This window comes from Bradyrhizobium sp. ISRA442 (assembly GCF_038085055.1).
In the GTDB taxonomy this organism is placed as follows: Bacteria; Pseudomonadota; Alphaproteobacteria; order Rhizobiales; family Xanthobacteraceae; genus Bradyrhizobium.
Genome location: NZ_JALGCN010000031.1, coordinates 55,653 through 82,116 on the forward strand (window position 1 = coordinate 55,653; position 26,464 = coordinate 82,116).

Here is a 26,464-nt window from a genome sequence, read left to right on the forward strand (position 1 = left end):
GAGCCGGTCATGTCGAAAGCCAAGGTTACGAATGCCCGGCGCAAGCGGAGTGTGCGGCTGAAGCTGCGCCGCTCCGGAGGCGGCCGTCCGCGCCTGTCGGTGTTCCGCTCGTCCAAGCACATCTACGCCCAGGTCATCGACGACCTGAAGGGCGAGACGCTGGCGTCAGCCTCTTCGCTCGAGAAGTCGATGCGCGACGGTGGCAAGACCGGCGCCGACATCGATGCGGCGAAGGCGGTCGGCAAGCTGCTGGCCCAGCGCGCCGCGGAGAAGGGCGTCAAGGAAGTCGTGTTCGATCGCGGCAGCTACCTCTATCACGGGCGCGTCAAGGCTCTTGCCGATGCGGCGCGTGAGAGCGGGCTGAGCTTCTAACAGAATTTGAGGATTGAGGCGTAAGCCTCTGAAGGATTGGAAAAACCATGGCAGCTGAACGCGAACACCGCGGCGGACGCGAACGGAGCAGGGAGCGCGAGGAGCGCGACAGCGAGTTCGTCGACAAGCTCGTCCACATCAACCGCGTGGCCAAGGTCGTCAAGGGCGGCAAGCGCTTCGGTTTCGCAGCGCTGGTCGTGATCGGCGATCAGAAGGGCCGCGCCGGCTTCGGTCACGGCAAGGCACGCGAAGTGCCTGAGGCGATCCGGAAGGCGACGGAAGCCGCCAAGCGCAATCTGACCCGCGTTTCGCTGCGCGAGGGCCGTACGCTCCATCACGACATCGCCGGCCGTCACGGTGCGGGCCGTGTGTACTTGCGGGCCGCTCCGGCCGGTACCGGCATCATCGCCGGCGGTCCGATGCGCGCCGTGTTCGAGACGCTCGGCGTCCAGGACGTGGTGGCGAAGTCGATCGGCTCGTCGAACCCGTACAACATGGTGCGCGCGACCTTCGACGCGCTGAAGCACCAGGATTCGCCGCGTTCGGTCGCAGCCCGCCGCAACATCAAGGTGTCCACCCTTCAGGCCCGTCGCATCGGCGGCGATGCCGAGGCGGCTGCGGACTAACGGAAGCTTTTCGGAGTAGACTCCCATGGCCAAGGCCGCAAAGACGATCAAGCTCGAGCAGACCGGCAGCGCGATCCGCCGCCATCACTCGCAGCGTTCGACGTTGATCGGACTCAAGCTCAACAAGATCGGCCGCGTCAGCGAACTGCCGGACACCCCGGCCGTCCGCGGTATGATCGAGAAGGTTCACCATCTCGTCCGCATCGTCGACGAGAAGTAAGACAAGGAGAAGGGCGATGAAGCTCAGCGATATCGCCGACAACGCCGGCTCGCGCAAGAAGCGCATGCGCGTCGGCCGCGGCATCGGTTCGGGCAAGGGCAAGCAGTCCGGCCGCGGCGGCAAGGGCCAGACCGCGCGTTCGGGCGTGCGCATCAAGGGTTTCGAAGGCGGCCAGATGCCGATGCATCGCCGTCTGCCCAAGCGCGGCTTCAACAACATCTTCCGCGTCGAGTTCGCCGAGATCAATCTCGACCGGCTCCAGGAAGCGGTCGATGCCAAGAAGATCGACGCCGGCAGCGTCGTGAACGCCGAGGCTCTCGTCAAGGCGGGCGTGCTGCGCCGCTCCAAGGCCGGCCTGCGGCTGCTCGGCCGCGGCGAGCTCAAGGCCAAGCTCAACATCGAAGTGCATGGCGCCTCGAAGTCCGCGATCGCGGCGGTCGAGAAGGCCGGCGGCTCGGTGAAGATCCTCGCGCCTGCCAAGGAAGAAGGCGAGGCAGCGTAACAACTGCGTCATTGGCCCGCGCCTGGCGGGCCTTTACGTATGCTGGACGTTGGACTTATCGAAGCCGAGCACCAGATAATGTCCGGCGTCCGCCCAAGTAGCCCGGCCGCGGGCATGACGGCGCAAAAAGCGGCGGGAGAAAGCCCAAGATGGTCTCAGCAGCGGAACAACTGGCAGCCAATCTGAATTTCGGCGCGTTTGCCAAAGCTGACGAGCTGAAGAAGCGCATCTGGTTCACCCTGGGTGCGATGCTGGTTTATCGGCTGGGCACCTACATCCCGCTGCCCGGCATCGATCCCAATATCTGGGAGCAGGTGTTCCGCTCCCAGGCGGGCGGCATCCTCGGCATGTTCAACATGTTCGCCGGCGGCGGCATTCACCGCATGGCGATCTTCGCGCTGAACATCATGCCGTACATCTCGGCCTCGATCATCATCCAGCTCCTCACCACCGTCTCGCCGCAGCTCGAGGCGCTGAAGAAGGAAGGCGAGGCGGGCCGCAAGACCCTGAACCAGTACACGCGCTACCTCACCGTGATCCTGGCCGCGTTCCAGTCCTACGGTATCGCGGTGGGCCTCGAGGGCGCGGGCAACGTCGTCAGCGACCCCGGCATGTTCTTCCGCCTCTCCACCACCATCACGCTGACCGGCGGCACCATGTTCCTGATGTGGCTGGGCGAGCAGGTGACTTCGCGCGGCATCGGCAACGGCATTTCGCTGATCATTCTGTCCGGCATCGTCGCCGAGCTGCCCTCGGCGCTCGCCAACATGCTGGAACTCGGCCGTCAGGGCGCGATGTCGACCGGCCTGATCCTGGTCGTGATCGTGATGGCGGTTGCCGTGATCGCCTTCATCGTGTTCATGGAGCGCGCCCAACGCCGGCTGCTGATCCAGTATCCGAAGCGCCAGGTCGGCAACAAGATGTTCGAGGGCCAGTCCTCGCATCTGCCGCTCAAGCTCAACACTTCGGGCGTGATCCCGCCGATCTTCGCGTCCTCGCTGCTGCTGCTGCCCACGACGGTTGCGAACTTCAATGCCGGTAAGGGGCCGGAATGGTTCCAGTGGATCACCACCCAGCTCGGCCACGGCCGGCCGTTGTTCCTGTTCCTCTATCTCGCGCTGATCGTGTTCTTCGCCTTCTTCTACACCGCGATCGTGTTCAATCCGACGGAGACCGCGGACAACCTGAAGAAGCACGGCGGGTTCATTCCGGGCATTCGTCCAGGCGAGCGCACCGCGGAATATATCGACTACGTGCTGTCGCGCATCACCGTCGTCGGCGCGATCTATCTCGCGATCGTCTGTCTGATTCCGGAAATCCTGATTTCCTACGCCTCGGTGCCGTTCTATTTCGGCGGCACGTCGCTTCTGATCGTCGTCAGCGTCACCATGGACACGGTGGCGCAGGTGCAGGGCTATTTGCTCGCTCATCAATACGAGGGGCTGATCCGCAAGTCGAAGCTGCGCGGCGGACGCCGTCGCTGACGCACGGCGGCCCCTTCAGGCCGCCGATCGACGTGTCATCGATTCGCTGCGCGCACACGGCGCAGCGCCTATCGGGCCCGCGCTGAGCGCGCGATTGGCTCGGCCGAGCTGCTCTCACCGCCACGTCATCGCTGATTTCGCAGGCTTTCTTGGTGCCCGGCTGCTCGCTCCCCTATGATATGGGTGGCGGTGCAGCGCTGATTGTGGTTTGCACTGTTTGTTGATCTTCAAATGCAGGTGCGCGACGTATCGCTCACCAATCCGGGGGGCGTACGCCGATGAGAATTATACTTCTGGGACCGCCGGGGTCGGGCAAGGGGACCCAGGCGCAACTTCTGGTGCAGCGCTACGGCATCGTCCAGCTCTCGACCGGTGAGATGCTTCGCGCTGCGGTTGCGGCCGGCACGCCCATCGGCCTCAAGGCCAAGGAGATCATGGCCAATGGCGGCCTCGTCCCCGATGACGTGGTGGTTGGAATCATCTCCGACCGGATCGACCAGCCAGACGCCAAGCGCGGTTTCATCCTGGACGGCTTCCCCCGCACCGTGCCGCAGGCCGAGGCGCTCGACGAGCTCCTCAGGCACAAGCATCTCAAGCTCGACGCGGTGATCGAGCTGCGCGTCAACGAGAGCGCGCTGCTCCAGCGCGTCGAGACCCGTGTGGCGCAGATGCGGGAGCGCGGTGAGGAGGTCCGGGTCGACGACACTCCGGAAGTCCTGACCAAGCGGCTGGCCAGCTACCGCAGCCTGACGGAACCGCTGATTCACTACTATTCGGAGCGGCGGAAGCTCTCGACGGTCGATGGCATGATGGCCATCGACGAGGTCACCCGGGCCATCCATCGCCTCCTGCTAGCGCTCGGGGCCGTCGAGCCCAAGACGCACGCCAGAAGCGCGGCCAAGAGCACGGCCAGGAGCGCCGCCAAGGCAGGGGGCAAAAAGGCCGCCAAAACCGCTAAAAAGCCGGCGAAATCCGCCAAAAAGGCCAGCAAAGCCGCCGCAAAGGCCTCCAAGAAGGCTGCCAAGGGAGGCAGGAAGGCCGTGAAGAAGGCGGCCAAGAAAGCCGTCAAAAAAGCCGCGAAAAAGGCCTCGAAGAAGAGCCCAAAAAAGGTCACGAAAAAGCGAGCCAAACGCTAGCGGCGGTTGACGAAAGCCCCCTGAATCCCTTAATAAGCCCCGCATCCAAGTCGGATAGTTTCAGACGATGCCGGGCCCCAGGAAGACCGGGGGTGGGCGTCGTGTTCGCGTTTGTGAACACCTGCCCGAGAAAGCAAGCACTTAAAGCCCGATTCCTGACGAGGGATCGGCAACAGGAGAGAAGGCCGTGGCCCGTATTGCCGGCGTAAACATTCCCACCAACAAGCGCGTGCTCATCGCGCTGCAGTACATCCATGGCATCGGCCCCAAGATCGCCGGTGACATCATGGAGAAGGTGAAGATCCCCGAGGATCGTCGCGTCAATCAGCTCAGCGACGCCGAAGTGCTTCAGATCCGCGAAGTGATCGACCGTGACTATCTCGTCGAGGGCGACCTGCGCCGCGAGGTCGGCATCAACATCAAGCGTCTGATGGACCTCGGCTGCTATCGCGGCCTGCGGCATCGTCGCGGCCTGCCGGTGCGCGGTCAGCGTACCCACACCAATGCGCGCACGCGCAAGGGGCCGGCCAAGGCCATCGCCGGCAAGAAGAAGTAAATCAGCGGATAGGGAATGGCGAATGGCGAGTAGGGGTTTTCCCTATTCGCTATTCGCCGCTCACCATTCGCTTCCACAGGTGTAGCCGCTGGCATTACGGCGGCGTTTGAGATCTTCAGAAAGGGACTCAATGGGCAAGGAAGCCACCCGCGTTCGCCGTCGTGAGCGCAAGAACATCGCCTCCGGCGTCGCGCACGTGAACTCGTCGTTCAACAACACGACCATCACCATCACCGACGCGCAGGGCAACACGATCGCCTGGTCCTCGGCAGGCACGATGGGTTTCAAGGGCTCGCGTAAGTCGACCCCGTATGCGGCGCAGGTCGCGGCCGAAGACGTCGCCAAGAAGGCGCAGGAGCACGGCATGCGCACTCTCGAGGTGGAAGTTGCCGGTCCGGGTTCGGGCCGTGAGTCCGCGCTTCGCGCGCTGCAGGCGGCTGGCTTCACCGTCACCTCGATTCGTGACGTGACGACGATCCCGCACAATGGTTGCCGTCCGCGCAAGCGTCGGCGCGTTTGATGTGAAGACGCGGACGGTCTCGGCCCTCCGCGAAGACTTTTGCGAAGCCGCGGACGCGATCCGCGGCCTTCTTCAACGCCAGTATTTGACGTGGCAAATTGACTGGCCTGTATGGGTGAAACAGTGACGATCCAGAAAAATTGGCAAGAACTGATTCGGCCGAACAAGCTCCAGGTAACGCCCGGCAGCGATCCGGCCCGCTTCGCGACCATCGTCGCCGAGCCGCTCGAGCGCGGCTTCGGCCAGACGCTCGGCAATGCGCTCCGCCGCATTCTTCTTTCCTCGCTCCAGGGCGCGGCGGTGCAGTCGGTGCACATCGACGGCGTGCTGCACGAGTTCTCTTCGATCGCTGGCGTCCGTGAGGACGTCACCGACATCGTGCTCAACATCAAGGACATCTCGATCAAGATGCAGGGCGAAGGCCCCAAGCGCATGGTCGTGAAGAAGCAGGGCCCGGGCGTAGTCACCGCCGGCGACATCCAGACGGTCGGCGACGTCACCGTGCTCAATCCCGACCTCCAGATCTGTACGCTCGACGAGGGCGCCGAGATCCGCATGGAGTTCACGGTCTCGACCGGCAAGGGCTACGTGCCCGCCGAACGCAACCGGCCCGAGGATGCGCCGATCGGCCTGATCCCGGTCGACAGCCTGTTCTCGCCGGTCCGCAAGGTCTCCTACAAGGTCGAGAATACCCGCGAGGGCCAAATCCTCGACTACGACAAGCTGACCATGACGATCGAGACCAACGGCGCGATCTCGCCGGATGACGCGGTGGCCTATGCGGCGCGCATCCTGCAGGATCAGCTCAACGTGTTCGTCAACTTCGAAGAGCCGCGCAAGGAAGTCGCCCAGGAGATCATCCCGGATCTCGCCTTCAACCCGGCCTTCCTCAAGAAGGTGGACGAGCTCGAGCTGTCGGTGCGTTCGGCCAACTGCCTGAAGAACGACAACATCGTCTACATCGGCGATCTCGTGCAGAAGAGCGAGGCGGAAATGCTCCGCACTCCGAACTTCGGCCGCAAGTCGCTGAACGAGATCAAGGAAGTGCTGGCCCAGATGGGTCTGCACCTCGGCATGGAAGTGCCGGGCTGGCCGCCGGAGAACATCGATGAGCTCGCCAAGCGCTTCGAGGATCACTACTGATCCGATTTCACCGTCGTGGCCGGAGATTTCCGGCCACGTTTCTTAATGGGCGAACGCAGGAAGCCCACCTGAGCAACTGGTCCGACGAACCGTCGCGGCAGTTCAAACGTAAGGAATAGTCACATGCGTCACGGCAAGGTTCATCGGAAGCTCAACCGCACGGCCGAGCATCGCCGCGCGATGTTCGCCAACATGGCGGCCTCGCTGATCAAGCACGAGCAGATCGTCACCACGCTGCCCAAGGCCAAGGAGCTTCGCCCGATCGTCGAGAAGCTCGTCACCCTCGGCAAGAAGGGCGGCCTGTCGCTCCGCCGTCAGGCGATCGCCGAGCTGCGCGACGTCGACATGGTCAAGAAGCTCTTCGACACGCTCGCCACCCGCTACAAGGACCGCCAGGGCGGCTACACCCGCATCATCAAGGCCGGCTTCCGCTACGGCGATAACGCCGCGATGGCCGTGATCGAGTTCGTCGACCGCGACGTCGACGCCAAGGGCCAGGACTCCGGCCCGGTGCAGGAGAAGGAAGCCGAGGCGGCATAAGCCGGGCGGCATCAGGTTTCGAAAGCGGCGCCCTTGGGCGCCGCTTTTTTGTTGGCCGTTTGTCGAAGATCAATGGTGTCGTCCTGGCGAATGCCAGGACGACAGGTGGAGCGTTCTGCTCACGCATCAGTGAGTGCGGATTGCGGCTGCTTGGGCCGCGTCCGATATCTCCATCGACATCAATGGAGATGAGACATGAAGCTCGACCTTTCCGGAAAGACTGCCCTCGTGACCGGCTCGACCGCCGGCATCGGCCAAGCCATCGCCAAGGGGCTTGCTGCCGCCGGCGCGAGTGTCGTGGTCAACGGGCGCGGCCAGGACAAGGTCGATGCCGCCGTCCGCAAGCTGGAAGGGACGGGCGCCAAAGTCCGCGGCATCGCCGCGGACGTGTCGACCGCAGCGGGTTGCAAGGCACTTGTTTCGGCGCTGCCGGAGGTCGACATCCTCATCAACAATGCCGGCATCTTCGAGCCGAAGGATTTTTTTGAAATCCCCGACGAGGACTGGAGCCGCTTCTTCGAGGTCAACGTCATGAGCGGCGTGCGGCTGTCGCGCGCCTACTTGACGGGCATGCTCAAGCGCAACTGGGGCCGCATCGTCTTCATCTCCTCGGAGTCAGGGCTGAACATTCCCGTCGAGATGATCCATTACGGTATGACCAAGACGGCGCAGCTCTCGGTGGCGCGCGGGCTCGCGCAGCTCACGCGCGGCACCGGCGTCACCATCAACTCCGTGCTGCCGGGCCCCACCATGTCGGAGGGCGTCGAGACTTTCGTGAAGGATCTCGCGAGGCAGAACGGACAGTCGGTCGACGAGGCCGCGGCCAATTTCGTCAAACAGCACCGTCCAAGCTCGCTGCTGCAACGCTTCGCCAGCGTCGACGAGATCGCCAACATGGTTGTCTATGTCGCTTCGAAGGAGGCCTCCGCGACCAACGGCGCGGCGCTCCGCGCCGAGGGCGGCATCGTCAACACCATCGCCTGAGTCGATGCGCGTGGCCGCTTATGTGATCTCCGAAGTCGAGATGCGCGATGTCGCAAGCTTCGAGGCCTATCGCACGCTCGCCGCTAAAACCATCGCGCAATACGGCGGCCGTTACCTCGTCCGTGGCGGCGCTGCCGACGTGGTGGAGGGCGGCCCGCCACCGAGAACCATCATCATCGTGGAATTTCCGTCGATGGCGCGGGCACGCGAATGGTACGCCTCGCCGGAATATGCCGAGGCATTGAAGCTGCGGCGGACAGCGCTGGAGCGGCGGCTGCTGTTCGTGGAGGGCGTGGTTCCGGCCTAGCTGGTCTGCTCGCTTTTCAGCTTCAAATCGCGGCACGACCGGTTAAAGATCGATTGATGATCACGGCTCGGTCTATCCGCAACAAACGTCTCTTCAAGGTCACCTCTGCCCGATGGCAGCGGCGGGCGATCTTCCTGCTGGGCGGAATTGTCGTCGGCGCCGCGGCCGTGGCGCTGGCGCAGCTCGCCGACCTCGCCCAGGACGCCTTCAGGCTGCTGCTCGCGCAATCGCGCTACGCTGTCCTGCTGGTGACGCCGCTTGGCTTCATGCTGTCGGCTTTCCTCACCATCCGGCTGTTTCCCAACGCCCAAGGCAGCGGAATTCCGCAGGCCATCGCCGCGCGCCACCTGAACGATCAGACCGAGCGGGAGCGGCTCGTCTCCTTGCGGGTTGCCGCCGGCAAGATGCTTCTAACCTTGTTCGGCCTGTTGTGTGGTGGCTCCGTCGGACGGGAAGGGCCGACGGTGCAGGTCGGCGCATCTGTCATGTTCGCGCTCGGACGCGTGTCGCCGAGGCGTCAACCCGGATTGATTCTGGCTGGCGCGGCGGCGGGCGTCGCCGCCGCCTTCAACACCCCGTTGGCGGGCATCGTGTTTGGCATCGAGGAAATGAGCCGCGCCTTCGAGACGCGCACCAGCAGCCTCATCATCGCCGCCGTCATCGCAGCAGGCCTGACGTCCTTGGCACTGATGGGCAACTACACCTATTTCGGCAGTAGCGCGATGTCGCTGGCCCGCGGGGTCGACTGGCTGGCGGTCCCGGCCTGCGGCGTCGTTGGGGGCGTCGCCGGTGGACTTTTCAGCCGCATCGTCATCACCATGGCGCGGGGGCTCGCCAACCCGATCGGTCGTGCGATCAAGGCCCACCCGCTGTGGTTCGCGCTCGTTTGCGGGTTTGCGGTTGCGATCTGCGGCCTGGTGTCCGGCGACACCATCTACGGCACGGGCTACGCGCAGGTGAAGCAGGCGCTGGAGCATGGCTCGCCGCTGCCGCAGGACTTCGGCGGCCTTAAATTACTCGCGACGACCTTTGCGGCGGTCAGCGGCATACCCGGCGGCATCTTTTCGCCGTCACTGGCCGTCGGCGCCGGCCTCGGCAGCAACGTTGCGCTCCTCTTCCACGACGCGCCGATCGGCGCGATCATGCTGCTCGGCATGGTCTCCTATTTTGCCGGCGTGGTGCAGGCGCCGATCACGGCCTTCGTGATCGTCACCGAGATGACCGACAATCACGCCATGGTGGTACCGCTGATGACGGCGGCGTTGATCGCCCACTTCGTCTCGCGGATGATCTGTGAGGAGGGGATCTATCACGCGCTCGCCAAGGGCTTTGTCGAGCGGGCGACGCGTCCCCCCGAGGGGGCAGCGTCGCCCGCTTCGCAGTGAGGATTACCACCCCTCCAGCACGATCTTGCCGCGCGACTTGCCGCTTTCCAGCAGCGCATGCGCGCGCTTGAGGTTGGCGGCGTTGATCGTGCCAAAGGTCTGGTCGAGCGTGGTGCGCAGCACGCCCTTGTCGATGAGGTCGGAGACGTCGTTGAGCAGATGATGCTGCGCGATCATGTCCGGCGTCTGGAACGAGGAGCGCGTGAACATCGATTCCCAGTGAACCGAGATCGCCTTGCCCTTGAATGCGCTCACGTTGAATTCCGGTGGATCGTCGATCAGGCCGAACCGACCCTGTGGCGCCATGAACTCTGCGATCGCCTTGTAGTGCTGGTCAGTGAAGGTGAGGCTCGCCACCAGTGCGACCGGCGGCAGCCTCAAGCTCTCGATCTGCTCCTTCATCGGCTTGCCGTGGTCGACCACCGCATGCGCGCCGAGATCGAGGCACCATTTCTGTGACTCCGACCGCGTCGCGGTCGCGAGCACCGTCAGCCCGGTGAGGCGGCGGGCGAGCTGGATCAGGATCGAGCCGACGCCGCCGGCGCCGCCCGTGATCAGAAGCGTCCGCGGATCGACGCTTCTACCCGGCACGGCCCCGAGCCGGTCGAACAGCAGCTCCCATGCGGTGATGGAGGTGAGGGGAAGGGCCGCGGCCTGCGCGAAGGACAGGCTCTTCGGCTTGCGGCCGACGATGCGCTCGTCGACCAGGTGGAATTCCGCGTTGGTGCCCTGGCGAAGGATCGAGCCGGCGTAGAACACTTCATCGCCTACCTTGAACAGCGTGACGTCGGGCCCGACGGCATCGACTACGCCGGCTGCGTCATAGCCAAGGATCTTGATCTCGCCCTCGGGCGGGGCGGCGCGCTTGCGCACCTTGTAGTCGACCGGATTGGCCGAGATCGCCTTCACAGCGACACGGATGTCGCGCCCCTTCGGCTCGGGCGTTGTGGTCTCGAAATCGATCAGTGCCTCCGCATCCTCGATCGGAAGCGATTTTTTGTAGCCGACGGCCTTCATGGCTTGTCTCCATCAGATGGCGTGACGTTCCCGGTGTCGTCCCCGACGAGTGCGCAATTGCGCACGCGGAGGCGGGGCCCATAACCAGAGTTGTGTTGCTGCGAAAGCTCCAACTGCGAGCCTTCGGAACAACAACTCAGGCCTGTGGCTATGGATCCCGGGCTCGCGCTTTTCGCGCGCCCCGGGACGACGCGTGAAAGCCTAGAACGCGAACTGCGTGCGCATTGCGATCGCGTCGAACTTCGAGCCGACGTCCGCGGTCGAGACCGGCGAGGCCTGCTTGGAGACGGTGCCATGCAGGTAATCCAGCATGAACCGCACGTTGCCGTTGACGTACCAGTTGAGCGCGAGCGTGTAGACGGTCTGCCGTCCGCCGGCGATGCCGGCCGGGGTTGCGAGCTGATTGTTGAGGTCGATCGTCGAGAAGCGCCCCGCGATCTCCCACGCGCCCCAGCCGCCGCCGTCGAGCGAGAACGGATGCGCCGGCTTGACACCGTTATAGGCCGCGTTCGCCGCATTGTAGGTCCGGCTCTCACCAGTCAGCACATAGCCGGCCTGGGCATAGCCGCCCTGGAATTTCAAGCTCGGCAAGCCGGTCGGCACCACTGATGTATTCGCGCCGCGATCGACATTGTACCAGAAATACTCGCCCTGCAGGATGAGAGGTCCATAGGTCGCGGCCGCTTCGACGCTGTAGACCTGCGCACCTGACACATTGGCGATCGCGCCGGTCGAGACCAGCGTGGTCGGATCGAGGCGCAATTCCGGGCGGTCGCTCAGTGTGAGCGTCTGCGTATTGGCGATCAGATTGCGCGGCGGCTGGATCAGCCACTCCGCATCGGCGCCGAGGTGGATCGAGTAGTCCTTGCCGCTGACGACCTGGCCGGCAACGCGGGCGACAGCGCCATATTGCTCGGACGTGCCGGCCGGTGACGTGCTCGAGGCGGAGTGGATCGCGCCGGTCGACGGTCCCGTGACATAGCCACCGATCCAGAGCACGTCGTTGTACCAGCGCGTGCCGGCCGCTGAGCGGAAGTCGCCGGCGGCGATGTTGGTGGCGATCACGCCCGGCGAGGCGCGTTCCATGAACATGATGTCGTTGGAGCTCGTGGCCTCATCCATCGTGTAGGGCAGATCCATTATGCCGGCCTCGATCGCCATCTTGCCGCCGAACGGCTTGAGGCCGGTGTAGCTGAGATAGGCGTTCTCGACGCCGGACACGCCACCGCCCGGCAGCGATCCCGGCGCCGCACCGCCAAATCCGTCGGACGAGCCGCCGAAATCGTAGATCAGCGCGAAATTCCAGTCGTTGAAGAATTTGCCGGTAACGCCGATGCGCGCACGGCGGACGTTCTCGCCGCTGTCGAGCTTCTGCGGCACCGTTGCCGCCGTATTGGGACGATAGTCATAGCCGCCGACGTCCCAGTGCAGGCGGCCGGTGATCGCGACACAGTTCGCTTGGTCGGCGGTGCAGATCGTCGGGCGGTTGTTCGGCATCGTCACCACGACGCCCGACGCCGGCACCGTCGCCTTCACCGGTACCGCCGCATTGGCATTTGCGATCGCGGCCTTCGCCTCCGATCTTGCTTCGGCTTTGGCTTCGGCCTTCGCTTCGGCCTTGGCTTTCGCCGCGGCCGCCGTGTTCGCCGCGGTCTGACTTTGGAGCTTGTCGAGTTTCTGCTCCAGTATTTTCAATTGCTGCTTCAGGAGTGCGATCTCCTGTTCGCTGCTGCTTGCCGATTGGGCCTGGGCCTGCGAGGCCGCCAGCGCGCCGGCGAGACCAATCGCCGTGGCCGCAATTCTTGTCCTGCTCACGTCAGCACTCCATCGGTTGATGAACTTCCTTCCCCAAGTCGCAACGGGAGAGCCTAAGAATGATCGATGACTGCCCCGCGACGGCGCGCCAACGGCTGCGGTTCCCACTGATGCAAATTCGCCGCAACCGAATCCGCCATCGGACAGCATGCAAGATGACGGATGTCATGCCAATCCGTGCGGCCAAGTAAAATGAGATGGCGCACGCAGAACTTGCCGGCCGCCTTGGGCGAGGGAGGGGTGAATATTGCGGCGCGGCGCCCTTCTATTGGCGAGCGAACACGCCTATATTCCGGCGTCTTTTCCGAGAGGTAGGAATGTTTCGACCGATCTGTATCGCTGTCATCACGGGATTGTGCATCGCCCTTTCGGGCAGCCTTGATCCGGCCTCCGCGCAGGACCGCCGGGTGCCGTCCTCGATGGCGGAGCTGCGACTGTCCTATGCCCCGATCGTGCAGCGGGTACAGCCGGCGGTCGTCAACGTCTATGCGGCCAAGGTGGTGCAGAACCGCAACCCGCTGCTGGATGATCCGATCTTCCGCCGCTTCTTCGGCGTGCCGGGCCAGCAGCCCGAGCAGATGCAACGCTCGCTCGGCTCCGGCGTCATCGTCGACGCATCCGGCCTCGTCGTCACCAACGTCCACGTCATCGAGGGCGCCGACCAGGTGAAGGTGTCGCTGTCAGACAAGCGCGAATTCGAGGCCGATATCGTGCTGAAGGATTCCCGCAGCGATCTCGCCGTGCTGCGCATCAAGGACGCGAAGGAGAAATTCCCCACGCTCGACTTCACCAATTCGGATGAATTGATGGTCGGCGACGTCGTGCTCGCGATCGGCAATCCCTTCGGCGTCGGCCAGACCGTGACCCACGGCATCATTTCGGCGCTGGCGCGCACGCAGGTCGGCATCACCGACTACCAGTTCTTCATCCAGACCGACGCGGCGATCAATCCCGGCAATTCCGGCGGCGCGCTGGTCGACATGAACGGCAGGCTCGCCGGCATCAACACTGCGATCTATTCGCGCTCCGGCGGCTCGCAAGGTATCGGCTTTGCCATTCCCGCCAACATGGTGCGCGTCGTCGTCGCCTCCGCCAAGAGCGGGGGCAAGGCGGTGAAGCGGCCGTGGCTCGGCGCGCGGCTGCAGGCGGTGACGCCCGACATCGCCGACAGCCTCGGCCTGCGCTCGCCGACCGGAGCGCTGGTCGCAAGCGTTGTTCCGAACGGTCCCGCCGCAAAGGCTGGGCTGAAATCCTCCGATCTGATCGTCGCGATTGATGGTCAGAGCGTGGATGATCCCAACGCATTCGACTACCGGTTCGCTACGCGTCCGCTCGGTGGCACGGCACAGGTCGACGTGCAGCGCAACGGCAAGCCGCTCAAGCTCACGGTGGCGCTGGAGACGGCGCCCGACGCCGGCCGCAACGAGCTCGTCATCACCGCGCGGTCACCGTTCCAGGGCGCTAAGGTCTCGACCATCACGCCGGCTGTGGCCGATGAGCTGCATCTGGACGCCGACACCGAAGGTGTCGTCGTCACCGATATCGGCGGCGATACCGCGGCCGCGAATGTCGGCTTCCAGAAGGGCGACATCATTCTGGCGGTGAACAACCAGAAGATCAGCAAGACCGGCGACCTAGAGAAGGCGGCCGGCGAACGCCAGCGGATCTGGCGCATCACGCTGGTGCGCGGCGGCCAGCAGATCAACGTCACGCTGGGCGGATGAGTCCGAAACGACCACAGGAGACGCCAACTCTCTTTGCCGCGGCGGGGCTCGATCAGGAAGCTCCGCGTCCGCTGCCGGATCGATTGCGTCCGCGCGCGCTGTCGGAGGTCGTCGGCCAGGACCACATTCTCGGGCCCGACGGCGCGCTGACGCGCATGCTGGAGACGCGCACGCTCGGCTCTCTGGTGTTCTGGGGCCCGCCCGGCACCGGCAAGACCACGGTGGCGCGGCTGCTTGCCGACGCGACCGACCTGCACTTCGAGCAGATTTCCGCGGTGTTCTCCGGCGTCGCCGACCTGAAGAAGGCGTTCGACGCCGCACGTGCCCGGCGCGAGATGGGCAAGGGCACGCTGCTGTTCGTCGACGAGGTGCACCGCTTCAACCGCGCGCAGCAGGACTCTTTCCTGCCCGTGATGGAAGACGGCACTGTGGTGATGGTTGGCGCCACCACCGAGAATCCGTCCTTCGAGCTCAACGCCGCGTTGCTCTCCCGCGCGCGCGTGCTGGTGTTTCATTCGCTTGACGCCGCCGCGATCGAAAAGCTGTTCGCGCATGCGGAAGCGGTCGAGGGCAGAAAGCTGCCGCTGGATGCGGAGGCGCGTGCCGCACTGGCGCGCATGGCCGATGGCGACGGCCGCGCCGCGCTGACGCTGGTTGAAGAAGTCTGGCGTTCGGCGCGGGCGGGCGAGAGCTTCAATGCCGCGCAGTTGCAGGACATCCTGCAGCGCCGCGCCCCGATCTACGACAAGTCGGCCGACGGCCACTATAACCTGATCTCGGCGCTGCATAAATCGGTGCGCGGCTCCGATCCCGATGCCGCGCTCTATTACCTCGCCCGCATGCTCGATGCCGGCGAGGATCCGCTGTTCCTGGCGCGCCGTGTCGTGCGCATGGCGGTCGAGGACATCGGGCTTGCCGATCCGCAGGCGCTCGTCATCGCCAACGCGGCGAAGGACGCCTTCGATTTCCTCGGTCATCCCGAAGGCGAGCTCGTGATCGCGCAGGCGGTCGTCTATCTCGCCACCGCGCCGAAATCGAATGCCGTCTACACCGCCTTCGGCGCCGCCATGCAGACCGCAAAGCAGGCCGGCTCGCTGCTGCCGCCAAAGCACATCCTCAACTCGCCGACCAAGCTGATGAAGTCGGAGGGCTACGGCACCGGCTACGAATACGACCACGACGCGCCTGACGCCTTCTCCGGCCAGGATTACTTCCCCGAGGCACTGGGACGCCAGACCTTCTACGACCCGCCGGAACGCGGCTTCGAGCGCGAGATCCGGAAGCGGCTGGAATACTGGGCCAAACTGCGCAAGGAGCGGGGCGGCTCGCGCTGAAAACGGCCATTTCGTCGTGACGAAAGGCCGCTTTTAGGCTACGCAGGCACGCATGAGCCGCCGCATCAAGAGAGCCAACCCAAAACCCCGCGCCCGCGATGAGCACAAGGAGGCGCGTCCGTTCAAGGCGCGCAGCGCGCAGAAGGCTGGGCCGCGTCCGGGCGGCAAGCCGGGCGCGAAGCCGCAGCGCTTTGCGGGTGAGCGCGCCGAACGGCGTGCGCCGGAGCCTATCCCCGCAAAGCCCGTCGAGGCTTTGCTGCCGACCAAGGTCCAGACCGTCACCGTCACGGCCGACGAGAACAACATGCGCGTCGACCGCTTTCTCGAGGCGCGCTTTCCCGGCTTGTCGTTCTCCCACATCCAACGCGTCGTCCGCAAAGGCGAGCTGCGCGTCGACGGCAAGCGCGTCGACAGCAAGGACCGTCTGGAGGAGGGGCAGAGCGTCCGCATTCCGCCATTGAAGCTTGACGCGCCCAAGGTGCCCGGCGCGCTGTCGGAAGCTGCGCAAAAGACCCTTCAGGCGCTGAAGGAGATGACGATCTACGAGGACGACGACGTCCTCGTCCTCAACAAGCCCGCTGGCCTTGCCGTGCAGGGCGGCTCAGGCATGACGCGGCACATCGACCAGATGCTGGAGGTGATGCGCGACGCCAAGGGTCAGAAGCCCCGCCTCGTGCACCGGATCGACAGGGAGACGTCGGGCTGTCTCCTGATTGCCAAGACACGCTTTGCTGCGAGCCATCTGACTGGCGCCTTCCGTTCGCGTTCGGCGCGGAAGATCTACTGGGCGTTGGTGCCGGGCGTGCCGAAACCGAAGCAGGGCCGCATCTCGACCTTCCTTGCCAAGGAGGAGGGCGAGGAGGACACCATCATGCGCATCGCCCAGCACGGTGACGAGGGCGCGAGCCACGCGGTGACCTACTATGCGATGGTCGAGACCGCCGGCAACAAGCTGACCTGGGTGTCGCTGAAGCCGGTCACCGGCCGCACCCATCAGCTCCGCGCGCATATGGCTCATATCGGCCATGCCATCATCGGCGACCCTAAATACTTCAACAGGGAGAACTGGGAGCTGCCGGGCGGGCTGCAAAACCGGCTGCATCTGCTCGCGCGCCGCATCGTGATTCCGCATCCGCGCGGCGGCGTGATCGACGCGACCGCGCCGCTGCCGCCGCACATGCAGCAGTCATGGAACCTGCTCGGGCTGGATGCAACCAGATTTGATCCGATCGAGAACGCGCCTGAAGAATAGTCAAGTTGACCGGGCGCTGGAGGAGCACAACATATCCTCCATGAAACGGCTCTCGATTTCTCTTCTTGTCTTGGCGTCGCTTTTGGCGGGTCAGATTGCCTCGGCGCAGTTGCTTCTGCCGGGGACCTCACAATTCAATCCGCCGCCGCCTCCGCCACCCCCTCCGCCCCAGATCGAGGTGCCGAAAGTCCCGCAATTCGACGCGCCGCCGAGCTACAACTACCAGCCGATCCCGCGAACGTCGTTCGGCGACCGCATCTCGAAATGCTTGGAAGACGCCGCCGGCGCAGGGTTAGGGCCCGCCGCTCGGGCGGCCTATTCGCGGAGCTGCGCGAACCAGTAAGGCCCCCATGAGGTGGTGCCCGCCGCTCGCTTTATCGGCCACCGGTCTTATCTTAAAAGCCTGGCATTCAGGAAGCGGGACCGAAAACGTAAGATGCGTGAATTGTTCGATGAGGCTGCGGGGCAATCCCCGCTCGATCCGCATGAAGCGGCCCGCCAGGCCGCACGCGCGCCGCTGCGCAAGCGCTTCTACAAGGAGGTGGGCGTGGCCGAGGCCGAGGGCGGCTTCACTGTCACGCTCGACGGCAAGCCGATCCGCACGCCTTCGAGCCGCCAGGTGGTGATCCCTTCGCGGGGGCTGGCCGATGCCGTGGCCTCGGAATGGGAAGCGCAGAAGGAAGCGCTCGACCCCATGACCATGCCGCTGACGCGGCTCGCCAACAGCGTGATCGAGGGCGTCGTCGACCGCGTCGGTTCCGTCAGCGACGATCTGGCAAAATACTTCCAGTCGGATTTGCTGTTCTATCGCGCCGGCCATCCGGAGGGGCTGGTCGCCCGCGAGGCCGCGCATTGGGACCCCGTGCTGTTCTGGGCCGCCGAAACGCTGGGCGCGCATTTCATCCTGTCCGAGGGCATCATGCACGTGAAGCAGCCGGAGGAGGCGGTGCAAGCCGCGCGCGCCGCGCTGCCGGACGATCCTTGGGCCGTGGCGGCGCTGCATGTGATCACGACGCTGACCGGTTCGGCGCTGCTGGCGCTGGCGCTGGCGCACGGTGCGCGCGATGCCGACCAGGTCTGGGCGGCCGCCCATGTCGATGAGGACTGGAACGCCGACCAATGGGGTGTGGACGAAGAGGCCGCCGGCCGCCGTGCCGCCTGCCTGAGGGATTTTGAGGCCGCCGTGGCGGTGCTCGCGGCCGCGAAGCCGGCCGGGGCCGAAGGTCCTTAACGAGAGGTTTACGACCACGGCCCTAGGGTGGAGGCGCATTCCCTTGGGCCGCCTCTATGCCGACGCCGATAAGCTCGATCGTCCCCGTCAGTTCCGCCGGCCCCGTGGCCGATGCGGGAACGAGCGGGCTCGTGCTCCAGGACGGCAGCGTGGTCGACGCCAAGGTCGTCAGCGTGCTTCCCGATAACCTCGTTCGGATCGCAATCGCCAATCTCTCCCTCGACGTGATGTCGGAAGTGGCGCTGTCGCCGGGACAGAACCTTCAGCTTGCGGTGTCCCAGAGTGACGGCACCATCCGGCTCGCCGTCGTCAACGGGACAGGCGAGGCGCTGACCGATCAGGTCACGCTGACGCCGGCCGGTGCATCACGGGTGGACAGCCCGCCGCTTGCGCCGTCGCTGAGCGCAATGCGCAATCCCCTGACGCTGGCCGAACAGGTCGCGGTGACCGTGGCCTCGGCCGAGGCCGTGACGAAACAGGGCAGCCAGGCGTCGCTGTTTGCTAACCTCACCGCAGTCGTGACCGGCAGCGATCTGCCGGCGGGTCTAAAGCAGGCGGTGCTGGGCGTGCTCGCGCAGCAGACGCCGCTCAACAGTCAGCTCGACGGCGGCGATATCGAGTCCGCCTTCCAGAAGTCGGGTCTGTTTCTCGAGGCCTCGCTGGCGTCCGCCGCGACGCCGTCGTCCGGTACCATGCCGGATTTGAAGGCGGCGCTGCTGGTGCTGCGCCAGACCTTGGCCGCGGCCTCCGGCACGCTCGAAGCTGGCGCGTCGCAAGCGGCGGCGCAAGCAGCCGCGCCTTCGATGAACTCTGCCGCCCCGTCGCAGGCCTTGCCGGCTCAGGCTGCAGCCGAGGCGGTGCAGGCAGCGTTGCCGTCCGCGAACGCGGATATCGCTCAATCGCCGCAAATGCCGCGCAGTGCCAATCTCGCAGCCGCCGTGTTGGCCGATATGGCTGGCGACGCTCCGCAAGCGACGACCGGGCGGACCATGACCGCGGGCCTTGCCGCGAGCCTCCTGCAAGAAGTCACGCAAAATCTGCCGCGCATGACGGGCAACGTTCCGGGTTCGAACAAGGCCGTGCCGGATAGCCACGTGTTCGAGGCTGTGCGCACGGCCACGCCGCCGCCGTTCCGCGGCGCGCTGCCGTCGCCGCAATCGATCGTCGCACCGTCGCTCACGCCAGATACCCCGCTGGCTACGACAGTGCATCGCCTGCTCGACGACACCGATGCCGCGATCGCGCGGCAGACCTTGTTGCAGGTCGCCTCGCTGCCCGATCGCGTCGACGCCAGCGGCCATCGCATCGATCCGACCGTGCCGCAGTGGAATTTCGAAATCCCGTTCGCGACGCCGCAGGGCACTGCGATGGCGCAATTCGAGATCTCGCGCGACGGCGGCAGCGAGTCAGCCGATCCCGCCAAGCGCACGTGGCGCGCACGTTTTTCGCTCAATGTCGAGCCGGCCGGCCCGGTGCATGCGCTGATCACGCTCAATGGCGACAAGACTTTCGTGCGGATGTGGGCGGAGCGACCCGCCACCGCGCAGCAATTGCGTGCCGGCGTCGGTGAACTCAGCCAGGCCCTGACGAAGGCTGAGCTCAAGCCCGGCGACATTATCGTGCGCGACGGCACCCCGCCGCAGCCGGCACCGGCCCGCGCCGGGCACTTCCTGGATCGCGCGACATGAGCGACGACACCAAGCTTGCGATCGCGCTTCACTACGAGAAGGGCAGCGGCGCGCCGGTGGTCGTCGCCAAGGGCAGGGGCACGATCGGCGAGAAGATCGTCGAGATCGCCAAGGCCCACGACATCCCGATCGAGGAGAACGAAGTCCTGGCCGGCGCGTTGTCCAACGTTGAGCTCGGCGAAGAGATCCCGCCGGACCTTTACAAGGCCGTCGCCGAGGTGCTGGTGTTCGTGCTGCGACTATCGGGCCGGGCGCGGTAGAGCATGATCCGGACCGAAGGGCCGCACTAGCGCAAAGTGTGTAGCGGTTTTCCCTCGCGACAAACGCGGAACGCGTTTGCGCGGAGATCATGCTCAAACAACAACCTAAAGCGCGATAACGATTCATCCCAATCTCATCGCGCTTTAGCCTGTCATCGTTTCAACACGATAGCGGCTGCATGATCGCGGCCACTTTCACCACTCAACGGACGTTTCGCTTGCCCACCCGCCGTTCCACCCTCGGCCTTCTTGCCGCAGCCGCCATCCTGCCGTCGCGCGCGCTTGCCAATGTCGCGCCGCCGCGCAACGAGATCCGCGAGAGCCTCGCAAAGCGCTTCACCGATCTAGGTACGGCCGGCACCTTCATCGGCTACAAGGTCGACGATTACCTGATCATCGCCAGCGACAGGGAGCGCTCGGGCGAGGGCAAGCTGCCGGCCTCGACCTTCAAGATCCCGAACTCGCTGATTGCGCTGGAGACCGGCGTGGTCGCCGATCCCGACAAGGACGTCTTCCCCTGGGATGGCGTCAAGCGCCCGATCGAGGCCTGGAACAAGGACCACACGCTGCGCAGCGCGATCGCGGTGAGCGCAGTACCGGTCTATCAAGAGATCGCACGCCGCATCGGGCAGGAGCGGATGCAGAAATACGTCGATCTCCTCGACTACGGCAATCGCGACATCGGCGGCGGCATCGACCAGTTCTGGCTCACCGGAAATCTGCGCATCGATCCGGTCGAGCAGATCGATTTCGTCGACCGGCTGCGCCGCCGCGCGCTGCCGATCTCGAAGCGCAGCCAGGATCTCGTCTGCGATATCCTGCCGATGACCAAGGTCGGCGACGCCGTCATTCACGTGAAGTCGGGACTTCTGGGCGCCGAGCGCGGCGAGCCGTCGCTCGGCTGGATGGTGGGCTGGGCTGAGAAGGGCAGTGCGCAAACGGTGTTCGCGCTCAACATGGATTGCCGCGAGCAACGTCACATCGACGCCCGCATGACCATGACGCAGGCCTGTCTCACCGATATCGAGGCGATCTAGCGCCGGTTGAGCGCCAACGAAACGCCGGTGACATTGGTGCCCTGCGGACGGATCGAGACGCTTTGTCGGCTGCCGCGCGTCGTTAGCGACAGATTGGCCGAGAAGTTATCGCCGCGCGCGGCTGCGTCGACATGGTCTGCCGTCGCGCGCCCCGAGATCGTGCCGGAAGCGTTGCGCGTGGCTTCGCTCCATGAGCCCGAAATGGCGCCGTCGCGATATTCGACATTGCCCGCGAGATCGAAATTATAGCTCTGGCTGGCGCATCGCAGATTGAGGCGAAGCTCGCCGCCGCCACCTGCGACGTTATAGGTCGCGCGGCAGCGCAGCCGTTCCTGTGCGCCGTCGGTTGTGCTCAGCGTGCCGCCGCCCGACCATGTGCCGGCCATCGCGGCAAACGGAGATGAAGCGGCGCCGGCTGCACCGTAGGGAAGGCACAGCGCGACGACGATCAAGCCTGCCCGCGCAATACCGGATCTGGACATTGCAGACCTCCATCTTGGGATTCATGGTCGTTCCAACGCGCGAACCGGAAAGCGGTTCTTGGAGTTCCACAATGTCTGGCGTCCCTTGGCGCGCTGGACTAGCCTGGTTGGGAACAACCAAAGCGGGAGGAAACGATGAATTCTGCCTTGTGGGCCTCGTCACTGGCATTGGCTGCCGCGGGCGGCTGGCTCGCCGCCACCACGTTTGCAGCGCCTGCCACCAGCAAGGAGCCGCGCTTTCCGCAGCTCACGATGAATCAGCTCGACGAGAAGCAGAAGCCGCTCGGCGAGCAGATCATGAAGGTCTCGAGCGTCGGCATCGGCGGGCCCTACAATCCGATGATCCGCAGCCCTGTGCTCGGCCAGCGCCTGTTCGACCTGTTTCACTATTTGCGCTGGGAAACTTCGGTTCCAACCAAGCTCAACGAGTTCGCGATCCTGGTGATCGCGCGGCAGTGGCGCTCGCAGGTGGAATGGTTCGCCCATGCACCGCTCGCGGCCAAGGCGGGCCTGTCGCCGGATATCATCGCCGAACTGAAGGCCAATAAGCGGCCGTCGAAGATGGCCGAGGACGAAGCGGTGGTCTACGACTTCGTCACCGAGCTCACCACCACCAAGAAGGTCTCGGACGAGACTTACGCGCGCGCTAAGAAGGTGTTTGGCGATCAGCAGATCGTCGATCTCACCGCGCTCGCCGGCAATTACGTGATGGTCGCGATGCTGCTGGCGATGGCCGAGGAGACTGTGCCGCCGGGCAAGGAGGAGCCGTTCAAGGCGGGTGAGCCGTAAGGCGAGCAGCTTCTTTGTGGCCATCCTTCGAGACGCCCGCCCTTTGGGCGGGCACCTCACGATGAGGTCTTTGCTTCGCGGCGAAGATGCTAGACCCTCATGGTAAGGAGCCCGCGCAGCGGGCGTCTCGAACCATGAAGGCCGAGCAGCCAGTAGAATAACCACGACGCGCGCTGTCCCGCCCGCCGCCAAGGGACCGCAGATCAGGCCCCGTCCTGCCGCCCGATCCGCCCGAGATGGGTAAAGCCGAAGCCGGCGGAATATTTCAGGCCATAGCCGAGCGCCCGGTCGACGCCGATATGGGCGAGCCAGATCAAGGCTATGGACAGGGTGAGCGGCGAAGCTAGGCCGAAGCCCAGCGTCATCAGCGTCACCGGCGCCAGGTAGCTGTGGGCGGCGTTGTAGACCATCGCCCCGAACTTCGCGTCCGACAGGTAGGCGAGGAAGCTTAAGTCAGGCACCAGGAAGAGCAGGAGGTAGAGCGTCCAGGAGCCGCCCCAGGCGCCGTAGAGCAGCGTCATGCCCGCGAACAGCGTCAGCCCCTCCAGCCGCAAGAGAAGCCTGACGCCGCCGGTGGCCGCGCCGGTCTCGGTTACGCTCTGATCCATGGTCCGCCTCCCAAGGCAAAACTTTGTAATCGCTCACGCTTTCCGCGCCGGCAGGGCAGCCCTGCGAGGCCGAAAGCCGCTTCCCGGCCCGCAAAATGCCGTGTTAGAACCCCCGGCAATCGCATTTAGCTAAGAACTGGCGGGAGCAAATGAAACATATCCTGGACGCCCTTGAAGAACGTCGTGCCGGCGCAAAGCTCGGCGGCGGGGAAAAGCGCATCGAGGCGCAGCACGCCCGCGGCAAGCTGACGGCGCGCGAGCGCATCGAGCTCTTGCTCGACAAGGGATCGTTCGAGGAGTTCGACATGTTCGTCGAGCACCGCTCCACCGAGTTCGGCATGGAGAAGACCAAGGTGCCGGGCGACGGCGTCGTCACCGGCTGGGGCACCGTCAACGGCCGCAAGACTTTTGTGTTCGCCAAGGACTTCACCGTATTCGGCGGTTCGCTGTCCGAGACCCACGCGCTGAAGATCACAAAGCTTCAGGACATGGCGATGAAGGCGAGGGCGCCCATCATCGGCCTCTATGACGCGGGCGGCGCGCGTATCCAGGAGGGCGTCGCGGCGCTCGCGGGCTACTCCTACGTCTTCCGCCGCAACGTGCTGGCTTCGGGCGTGATCCCGCAGATCTCGGTCATCATGGGGCCGTGCGCCGGCGGTGACGTCTATTCGCCCGCCATGACCGACTTCATCTTCATGGTGAAGAACACCAGCTACATGTTCGTCACCGGCCCTGACGTGGTGAAGACCGTCACCAACGAGGTCGTCACCGCCGAAGAGCTCGGAGGCGCTTCGGTTCACGCGACGCGCTCCTCGATCGCCGACGGCGCCTTCGAGAACGACGTCGAGACGCTCTTGCAGATGCGGCGCCTGGTCGACTTCCTGCCGTCCAACAACACCGACGGCGTGCCGGAATGGCCGAGCTTCGACGACATCGGCCGCGTCGACATGTCGCTCGACACGCTGATCCCCGACAATCCGAACAAGCCCTATGACATGAAGGAGCTGATCCTGAAGGTCGTGGACGAGGGCGACTTCTTCGAGATCGCGGAGGCCTTCGCCAAGAACATCGTCACCGGCTTCGGCCGCATCGCGGGCCGCACCGTCGGCTTCGTTGCCAACCAGCCGATGGTGCTCGCCGGCGTGCTCGACTCCGACGCCTCGCGCAAGGCGGCACGCTTCGTCCGCTTCTGCGACGCCTTCAACATCCCGATCGTCACCTTCGTCGACGTTCCCGGCTTTTTGCCCGGAACCGCGCAAGAATATGGCGGCCTGATCAAGCACGGCGCGAAACTGCTGTTCGCCTATTCACAGTGCACCGTGCCGCTGGTGACGATCATCACCCGCAAGGCCTATGGCGGCGCCTTCGACGTCATGGCGTCCAAGGAGATCGGTGCCGACATGAACTACGCCTGGCCGACCGCCCAGATCGCGGTGATGGGCGCCAAGGGCGCGGTGGAGATCATTTTCCGTTCTGACATCGGCGACCCCGAGAAGATCGCGGCGCGCACCAAGGAATACGAAGACCGCTTCCTGTCCCCCTTCATCGCCGCCGAGCGCGGCTACATCGACGACGTCATCATGCCGCACTCGACCCGTCGCCGGATCGCAAGGGCGCTGGCGATGCTGAAGGACAAGAAGACGGAAATGCCGGCGAAGAAGCACGACAATTTACCGTTGTGAGGGGGCTACCGGCTGGAGCCAAAGCTCGCGAGGCACCTTGATCTTCCAATGACCGAAGACGATCCTCTCGACGAGATTTCCGAGATCGAAGCGCGGATCGAGGCGTTGGCCGAGATCGCGGAGCGATGCCGGAAGTTCATTCTGGCTTCCAAGATCGCGATCGGCGGCGGGGCCGCATTGCTGCTGATCACGATCCTCGGCCTGCTCGGAGCAGGTCAGGTCGCGGCGCTCGGATCGATCGCCTTGGTGCTCGGCGGGATCGTGTCGCTCGGCTCGAACATCAGCACGTTGCGGCAGACCGATGCCGCGATCAGCGCGGCGGAGATGCGCCGCCTGGAGTTGATCGGCAGGATCGACCTTCGTCTGGTCGCTGATACGCCCATGAAGCTGATGTGAAGCGGCTTGCAATCGTCTGCCGGGGGCCTACCATGACTGGCGTTGGACCCTTGCGGGAGCGCAGCCATGGAACTCGCCGTGGTGCCCATCGTCAAGCCGGACGCCACCAACTTCATCTTCGGCCAATCGCATTTCATCAAGACCGTGGAAGACCTCCACGAGGCGCTGGTCGGTGCGGTGCCGGGCATCCGCTTCGGACTGGCCTTCTGTGAAGCCTCCGGCAAGCGGCTGGTGCGCTGGTCGGGGAACGACGAACCTGCTCTCACCCTCGCGCGCGACAACGCATTGGCCATCGGCGCCGGACACACGTTCCTGATCTTCCTGGGTGACGGATTCTTTCCCGTCAACGTGCTGGCTGCGGTGCGCGCGGTGCCGGAGGTCTGCCGCATCTATTGTGCGACGGCCAATCCGACACAGGTGATCGTCGCGCAAACGGACCTCGGGCGCGGCGTGCTCGGCGTGGTGGATGGCAACTCGCCGCTAGGCATTGAGACCGACGCGGACATTGCGTGGCGGAAAGACCTGCTGCGAAAGATCGGCTACAAGCTGTAACGACTGGATGCCGGCATTGGCCGGCTCCACGCGTTGCGCTCAAGCGGTCGACGCCAATTGCGTATCTCGTGGAGAGCGCACGATCATGAAGGCCTTGCTGCACCTGTTTGCCATGGTTGTCGCGGCGTGGGAGGCGGCCGCACAGGATGCACCACCGGACGACCAATGCGTCCGTGAACGCGCCGCCATGGTCGAAACCATCCGGGCCTACGCCCGGTCCGCCGGAAGTAGCTTGGGAGAGCAAGGCCTGTCGGAAAAGGTGCTCGAGGCCATGGCGCAAACCAAACGCCATCTGTTCATCCCCGAGCGATCCTGCGCGATCGCTTACGCCGACAGTCCAGTACCGATCGGCCTCGGCCAGACCATCTCGCAGCCCTCCATCGTGGCCTTGATGACCCATTTGGCCGAGGTCGCGCCCGATCACGTCGTGCTCGAGATCGGCACAGGTTCGGGCTACCAGGCCGCCATCCTTGCGCACCTGGCGCGAAAGGTCTGCACCATCGAGATCATGCCGCAATTGGCCGAGACCGCCACCAAGACTCTGAGAGACCTCGCGTATGACAATGTGAGCGTCAGGCTTGGCGACGGCTACGATGGCTGGCCCGAATGCGGTCCCTTTGACGCCATCGTCGTGACGGCCGCGCTGGAGCATCCGCCACCGCCGTTGATCGAGCAGCTCAAAGTGGGGGGTCGTCTCGTCATGCCGGTGGGAGCCGGTTACACCACGCAGGAGCTCACGGTCGTCGAAAAAGTCGCCCCCGGCAAGACGATGACGCGCAGCGTCGCTCTCGTGCGGTTTGTCCCCTTTACGCGTTCACAGAA

29 protein-coding genes are annotated in these 26,464 nt (G+C 64.8%); 25 read left to right on the top strand and 4 right to left on the bottom strand.

The window, feature by feature from the left end:
• Nucleotides 1–9: 9 nt before the first annotated feature.
• The 13 genes from rplR (at nt 10) to MTR72_RS36920 (ending at nt 9,775) form a co-directional block, all read left to right on the top strand.
• A complete protein-coding gene (gene rplR / locus MTR72_RS36860) occupies nt 10–372 on the top strand; it encodes a 50S ribosomal protein L18 (protein WP_027554160.1) in 363 nt (120 codons plus the stop codon).
• 47 nt (nt 373–419) lie between these two features.
• Nucleotides 420–998 (top strand): 30S ribosomal protein S5, encoded by a 579-nt coding sequence (rpsE, locus tag MTR72_RS36865; protein WP_063701840.1) that lies wholly within the window; start codon nt 420–422, stop codon nt 996–998.
• 25 nt (nt 999–1,023) lie between these two features.
• Complete coding sequence (rpmD, locus tag MTR72_RS36870) at nt 1,024–1,218, top strand: 50S ribosomal protein L30 (RefSeq protein WP_063682061.1); 195 nt, start codon at nt 1,024–1,026, stop codon at nt 1,216–1,218.
• Between the two features lie 16 nt (nt 1,219–1,234).
• Nucleotides 1,235–1,720, top strand: coding sequence for a 50S ribosomal protein L15 (rplO, locus tag MTR72_RS36875; protein WP_280970308.1), 486 nt, complete (start codon nt 1,235–1,237; stop codon nt 1,718–1,720).
• A gap of 149 nt (nt 1,721–1,869) precedes the next feature.
• Entirely contained in the window at nt 1,870–3,204 is a 1,335-nt protein-coding gene (secY, locus tag MTR72_RS36880) for a preprotein translocase subunit SecY (protein WP_280970309.1), read from the top strand.
• A gap of 278 nt (nt 3,205–3,482) precedes the next feature.
• Nucleotides 3,483–4,340, top strand: a complete 858-nt coding sequence (locus MTR72_RS36885) for an adenylate kinase (protein ID WP_280970310.1) — start codon at nt 3,483–3,485, stop codon at nt 4,338–4,340.
• Between the two features lie 187 nt (nt 4,341–4,527).
• A complete protein-coding gene (gene rpsM / locus MTR72_RS36890) occupies nt 4,528–4,896 on the top strand; it encodes a 30S ribosomal protein S13 (RefSeq protein WP_027574068.1) in 369 nt (122 codons plus the stop codon).
• 130 nt (nt 4,897–5,026) lie between these two features.
• Nucleotides 5,027–5,416 (top strand): 30S ribosomal protein S11, encoded by a 390-nt coding sequence (rpsK, locus tag MTR72_RS36895; protein ID WP_280970311.1) that lies wholly within the window; start codon nt 5,027–5,029, stop codon nt 5,414–5,416.
• Between the two features lie 111 nt (nt 5,417–5,527).
• The gene (locus tag MTR72_RS36900) at nt 5,528–6,559 is read left to right on the top strand and encodes a DNA-directed RNA polymerase subunit alpha (RefSeq protein WP_280970312.1); all 1,032 of its coding nucleotides are present in this window, start codon (nt 5,528–5,530) and stop codon (nt 6,557–6,559) included.
• A gap of 123 nt (nt 6,560–6,682) precedes the next feature.
• The gene (gene rplQ, locus MTR72_RS36905; RefSeq protein WP_063682058.1) at nt 6,683–7,099 is read left to right on the top strand and encodes a 50S ribosomal protein L17; all 417 of its coding nucleotides are present in this window, start codon (nt 6,683–6,685) and stop codon (nt 7,097–7,099) included.
• Between the two features lie 195 nt (nt 7,100–7,294).
• A complete protein-coding gene (locus MTR72_RS36910; RefSeq protein ID WP_341512050.1) occupies nt 7,295–8,083 on the top strand; it encodes an SDR family NAD(P)-dependent oxidoreductase in 789 nt (262 codons plus the stop codon).
• A 10-nt stretch (nt 8,084–8,093) separates the two neighbouring features.
• Nucleotides 8,094–8,390, top strand: coding sequence for a DUF1330 domain-containing protein (locus MTR72_RS36915; RefSeq protein ID WP_341512051.1), 297 nt, complete (start codon nt 8,094–8,096; stop codon nt 8,388–8,390).
• 56 nt (nt 8,391–8,446) lie between these two features.
• Nucleotides 8,447–9,775, top strand: a complete 1,329-nt coding sequence (locus tag MTR72_RS36920) for a chloride channel protein (RefSeq protein WP_280970948.1) — start codon at nt 8,447–8,449, stop codon at nt 9,773–9,775.
• Nucleotides 9,776–9,778: 3 nt separating this feature from the next.
• On the opposite strand, the gene MTR72_RS36925 is transcribed toward MTR72_RS36920, so the two are convergent.
• Both MTR72_RS36925 and MTR72_RS36930 read right to left on the bottom strand, forming a co-directional pair.
• Complete coding sequence (locus tag MTR72_RS36925; protein WP_341512052.1) at nt 9,779–10,792, bottom strand: zinc-binding alcohol dehydrogenase family protein; 1,014 nt, start codon at nt 10,790–10,792, stop codon at nt 9,779–9,781.
• A gap of 201 nt (nt 10,793–10,993) precedes the next feature.
• Nucleotides 10,994–12,607 (bottom strand): OprO/OprP family phosphate-selective porin, encoded by a 1,614-nt coding sequence (locus MTR72_RS36930; protein WP_341512053.1) that lies wholly within the window; start codon nt 12,605–12,607, stop codon nt 10,994–10,996.
• Nucleotides 12,608–12,924: 317 nt separating this feature from the next.
• Between MTR72_RS36930 and MTR72_RS36935 the strand changes: the two genes are divergently transcribed.
• The 7 genes from MTR72_RS36935 to MTR72_RS36965 all read left to right on the top strand — a co-directional run bounded on the left by MTR72_RS36935 (nt 12,925) and on the right by MTR72_RS36965 (nt 21,133).
• Nucleotides 12,925–14,331, top strand: coding sequence for a DegQ family serine endoprotease (locus MTR72_RS36935; protein ID WP_280970317.1), 1,407 nt, complete (start codon nt 12,925–12,927; stop codon nt 14,329–14,331).
• Nucleotides 14,328–15,665, top strand: a complete 1,338-nt coding sequence (locus MTR72_RS36940) for a replication-associated recombination protein A (RefSeq protein WP_341512054.1) — start codon at nt 14,328–14,330, stop codon at nt 15,663–15,665. The genes MTR72_RS36935 and MTR72_RS36940 overlap by 4 nt, the downstream gene beginning before the upstream one ends.
• 52 nt (nt 15,666–15,717) lie before the next feature.
• Nucleotides 15,718–16,917: an RluA family pseudouridine synthase gene (locus tag MTR72_RS36945; protein ID WP_341512055.1), complete on the top strand. Its 1,200-nt coding sequence runs from the start codon at nt 15,718–15,720 to the stop codon at nt 16,915–16,917.
• A 436-nt stretch (nt 16,918–17,353) separates the two neighbouring features.
• On the top strand, nt 17,354–18,148 hold the full coding sequence (locus MTR72_RS36950) for an ATP12 family chaperone protein (RefSeq protein ID WP_341512056.1): 795 nt from the start codon (nt 17,354–17,356) through the stop codon (nt 18,146–18,148).
• 56 nt (nt 18,149–18,204) lie between these two features.
• Nucleotides 18,205–19,836 carry a flagellar hook-length control protein FliK gene (gene fliK, locus MTR72_RS36955; protein WP_341512057.1) on the top strand — a complete coding sequence of 544 codons (1,632 nt, stop codon included), beginning with the start codon at nt 18,205–18,207 and terminating at the stop codon, nt 19,834–19,836.
• Nucleotides 19,833–20,096 (top strand): EscU/YscU/HrcU family type III secretion system export apparatus switch protein, encoded by a 264-nt coding sequence (locus MTR72_RS36960; RefSeq protein ID WP_341512058.1) that lies wholly within the window; start codon nt 19,833–19,835, stop codon nt 20,094–20,096. The genes fliK and MTR72_RS36960 overlap by 4 nt, the downstream gene beginning before the upstream one ends.
• Before the next feature lie 179 nt (nt 20,097–20,275).
• On the top strand, nt 20,276–21,133 hold the full coding sequence (locus MTR72_RS36965) for a penicillin-binding transpeptidase domain-containing protein (protein WP_445819677.1): 858 nt from the start codon (nt 20,276–20,278) through the stop codon (nt 21,131–21,133).
• On the opposite strand, the gene MTR72_RS36970 is transcribed toward MTR72_RS36965, so the two are convergent.
• The gene (locus MTR72_RS36970; protein ID WP_341512060.1) at nt 21,130–21,615 is read right to left on the bottom strand and encodes a hypothetical protein; all 486 of its coding nucleotides are present in this window, start codon (nt 21,613–21,615) and stop codon (nt 21,130–21,132) included. The two genes, MTR72_RS36965 and MTR72_RS36970, sit on opposite strands and share 4 nt — an antisense overlap.
• A gap of 135 nt (nt 21,616–21,750) precedes the next feature.
• Between MTR72_RS36970 and MTR72_RS36975 the strand changes: the two genes are divergently transcribed.
• Nucleotides 21,751–22,404: a carboxymuconolactone decarboxylase family protein gene (locus tag MTR72_RS36975; protein WP_341512061.1), complete on the top strand. Its 654-nt coding sequence runs from the start codon at nt 21,751–21,753 to the stop codon at nt 22,402–22,404.
• Between the two features lie 203 nt (nt 22,405–22,607).
• On the opposite strand, the gene MTR72_RS36980 is transcribed toward MTR72_RS36975, so the two are convergent.
• Nucleotides 22,608–23,012, bottom strand: a complete 405-nt coding sequence (locus MTR72_RS36980) for a DUF4260 domain-containing protein (protein WP_341512062.1) — start codon at nt 23,010–23,012, stop codon at nt 22,608–22,610.
• A gap of 149 nt (nt 23,013–23,161) precedes the next feature.
• Here MTR72_RS36980 and MTR72_RS36985 point away from each other — a divergent pair, with 149 nt between their 5' ends.
• From MTR72_RS36985 to MTR72_RS37000, 4 genes are all read left to right on the top strand, one after another.
• The gene (locus MTR72_RS36985; protein WP_341512063.1) at nt 23,162–24,694 is read left to right on the top strand and encodes an acyl-CoA carboxylase subunit beta; all 1,533 of its coding nucleotides are present in this window, start codon (nt 23,162–23,164) and stop codon (nt 24,692–24,694) included.
• 48 nt (nt 24,695–24,742) lie between these two features.
• Complete coding sequence (locus MTR72_RS36990) at nt 24,743–25,090, top strand: hypothetical protein (RefSeq protein ID WP_280970329.1); 348 nt, start codon at nt 24,743–24,745, stop codon at nt 25,088–25,090.
• A 66-nt stretch (nt 25,091–25,156) separates the two neighbouring features.
• Nucleotides 25,157–25,642 (top strand): adenosine-specific kinase, encoded by a 486-nt coding sequence (locus tag MTR72_RS36995; RefSeq protein ID WP_280970330.1) that lies wholly within the window; start codon nt 25,157–25,159, stop codon nt 25,640–25,642.
• 85 nt (nt 25,643–25,727) lie between these two features.
• On the top strand, nt 25,728–26,464 hold a 737-nt coding region (locus MTR72_RS37000; protein ID WP_341512064.1), incomplete at its 3' end, for a protein-L-isoaspartate(D-aspartate) O-methyltransferase.

Excerpts from the sequence above, each read along its gene's own strand:
- MTR72_RS36970 (WP_341512060.1), bottom strand. The coding sequence starts at position 21,615 with ATGTCCAGATCCGGTATTGCGCGGGCAGGCTTGATCGTCGTCGCGCTG.
- MTR72_RS36985 (WP_341512063.1), top strand. The coding sequence starts at position 23,162 with ATGAAACATATCCTGGACGCCCTTGAAGAACGTCGTGCCGGCGCAAAG.
- fliK (WP_341512057.1), top strand. The coding sequence starts at position 18,205 with ATGCCGACGCCGATAAGCTCGATCGTCCCCGTCAGTTCCGCCGGCCCC.
- MTR72_RS36980 (WP_341512062.1), bottom strand. The coding sequence starts at position 23,012 with ATGGATCAGAGCGTAACCGAGACCGGCGCGGCCACCGGCGGCGTCAGG.
- rplO (WP_280970308.1), top strand. The coding sequence starts at position 1,235 with ATGAAGCTCAGCGATATCGCCGACAACGCCGGCTCGCGCAAGAAGCGC.
- rplQ (WP_063682058.1), top strand. The coding sequence starts at position 6,683 with ATGCGTCACGGCAAGGTTCATCGGAAGCTCAACCGCACGGCCGAGCAT.
- MTR72_RS36885 (WP_280970310.1), top strand. The coding sequence starts at position 3,483 with ATGAGAATTATACTTCTGGGACCGCCGGGGTCGGGCAAGGGGACCCAG.
- MTR72_RS36995 (WP_280970330.1), top strand. The coding sequence starts at position 25,157 with ATGGAACTCGCCGTGGTGCCCATCGTCAAGCCGGACGCCACCAACTTC.
- MTR72_RS36990 (WP_280970329.1), top strand. The coding sequence starts at position 24,743 with ATGACCGAAGACGATCCTCTCGACGAGATTTCCGAGATCGAAGCGCGG.
- MTR72_RS36920 (WP_280970948.1), top strand. The coding sequence starts at position 8,447 with ATGATCACGGCTCGGTCTATCCGCAACAAACGTCTCTTCAAGGTCACC.
- rpmD (WP_063682061.1), top strand. The coding sequence starts at position 1,024 with ATGGCCAAGGCCGCAAAGACGATCAAGCTCGAGCAGACCGGCAGCGCG.
- secY (WP_280970309.1), top strand. The coding sequence starts at position 1,870 with ATGGTCTCAGCAGCGGAACAACTGGCAGCCAATCTGAATTTCGGCGCG.
- rpsK (WP_280970311.1), top strand. The coding sequence starts at position 5,027 with ATGGGCAAGGAAGCCACCCGCGTTCGCCGTCGTGAGCGCAAGAACATC.
- MTR72_RS36940 (WP_341512054.1), top strand. The coding sequence starts at position 14,328 with ATGAGTCCGAAACGACCACAGGAGACGCCAACTCTCTTTGCCGCGGCG.
- MTR72_RS36935 (WP_280970317.1), top strand. The coding sequence starts at position 12,925 with ATGTTTCGACCGATCTGTATCGCTGTCATCACGGGATTGTGCATCGCC.
- rplR (WP_027554160.1), top strand. The coding sequence starts at position 10 with ATGTCGAAAGCCAAGGTTACGAATGCCCGGCGCAAGCGGAGTGTGCGG.
- MTR72_RS36950 (WP_341512056.1), top strand. The coding sequence starts at position 17,354 with ATGCGTGAATTGTTCGATGAGGCTGCGGGGCAATCCCCGCTCGATCCG.
- MTR72_RS36960 (WP_341512058.1), top strand. The coding sequence starts at position 19,833 with ATGAGCGACGACACCAAGCTTGCGATCGCGCTTCACTACGAGAAGGGC.
- MTR72_RS36900 (WP_280970312.1), top strand. The coding sequence starts at position 5,528 with ATGGGTGAAACAGTGACGATCCAGAAAAATTGGCAAGAACTGATTCGG.
- rpsE (WP_063701840.1), top strand. The coding sequence starts at position 420 with ATGGCAGCTGAACGCGAACACCGCGGCGGACGCGAACGGAGCAGGGAG.
- MTR72_RS36975 (WP_341512061.1), top strand. The coding sequence starts at position 21,751 with ATGAATTCTGCCTTGTGGGCCTCGTCACTGGCATTGGCTGCCGCGGGC.
- MTR72_RS36910 (WP_341512050.1), top strand. The coding sequence starts at position 7,295 with ATGAAGCTCGACCTTTCCGGAAAGACTGCCCTCGTGACCGGCTCGACC.
- MTR72_RS36945 (WP_341512055.1), top strand. The coding sequence starts at position 15,718 with ATGAGCCGCCGCATCAAGAGAGCCAACCCAAAACCCCGCGCCCGCGAT.
- MTR72_RS36925 (WP_341512052.1), bottom strand. The coding sequence starts at position 10,792 with ATGAAGGCCGTCGGCTACAAAAAATCGCTTCCGATCGAGGATGCGGAG.
- MTR72_RS36965 (WP_445819677.1), top strand. The coding sequence starts at position 20,276 with ATGATCGCGGCCACTTTCACCACTCAACGGACGTTTCGCTTGCCCACC.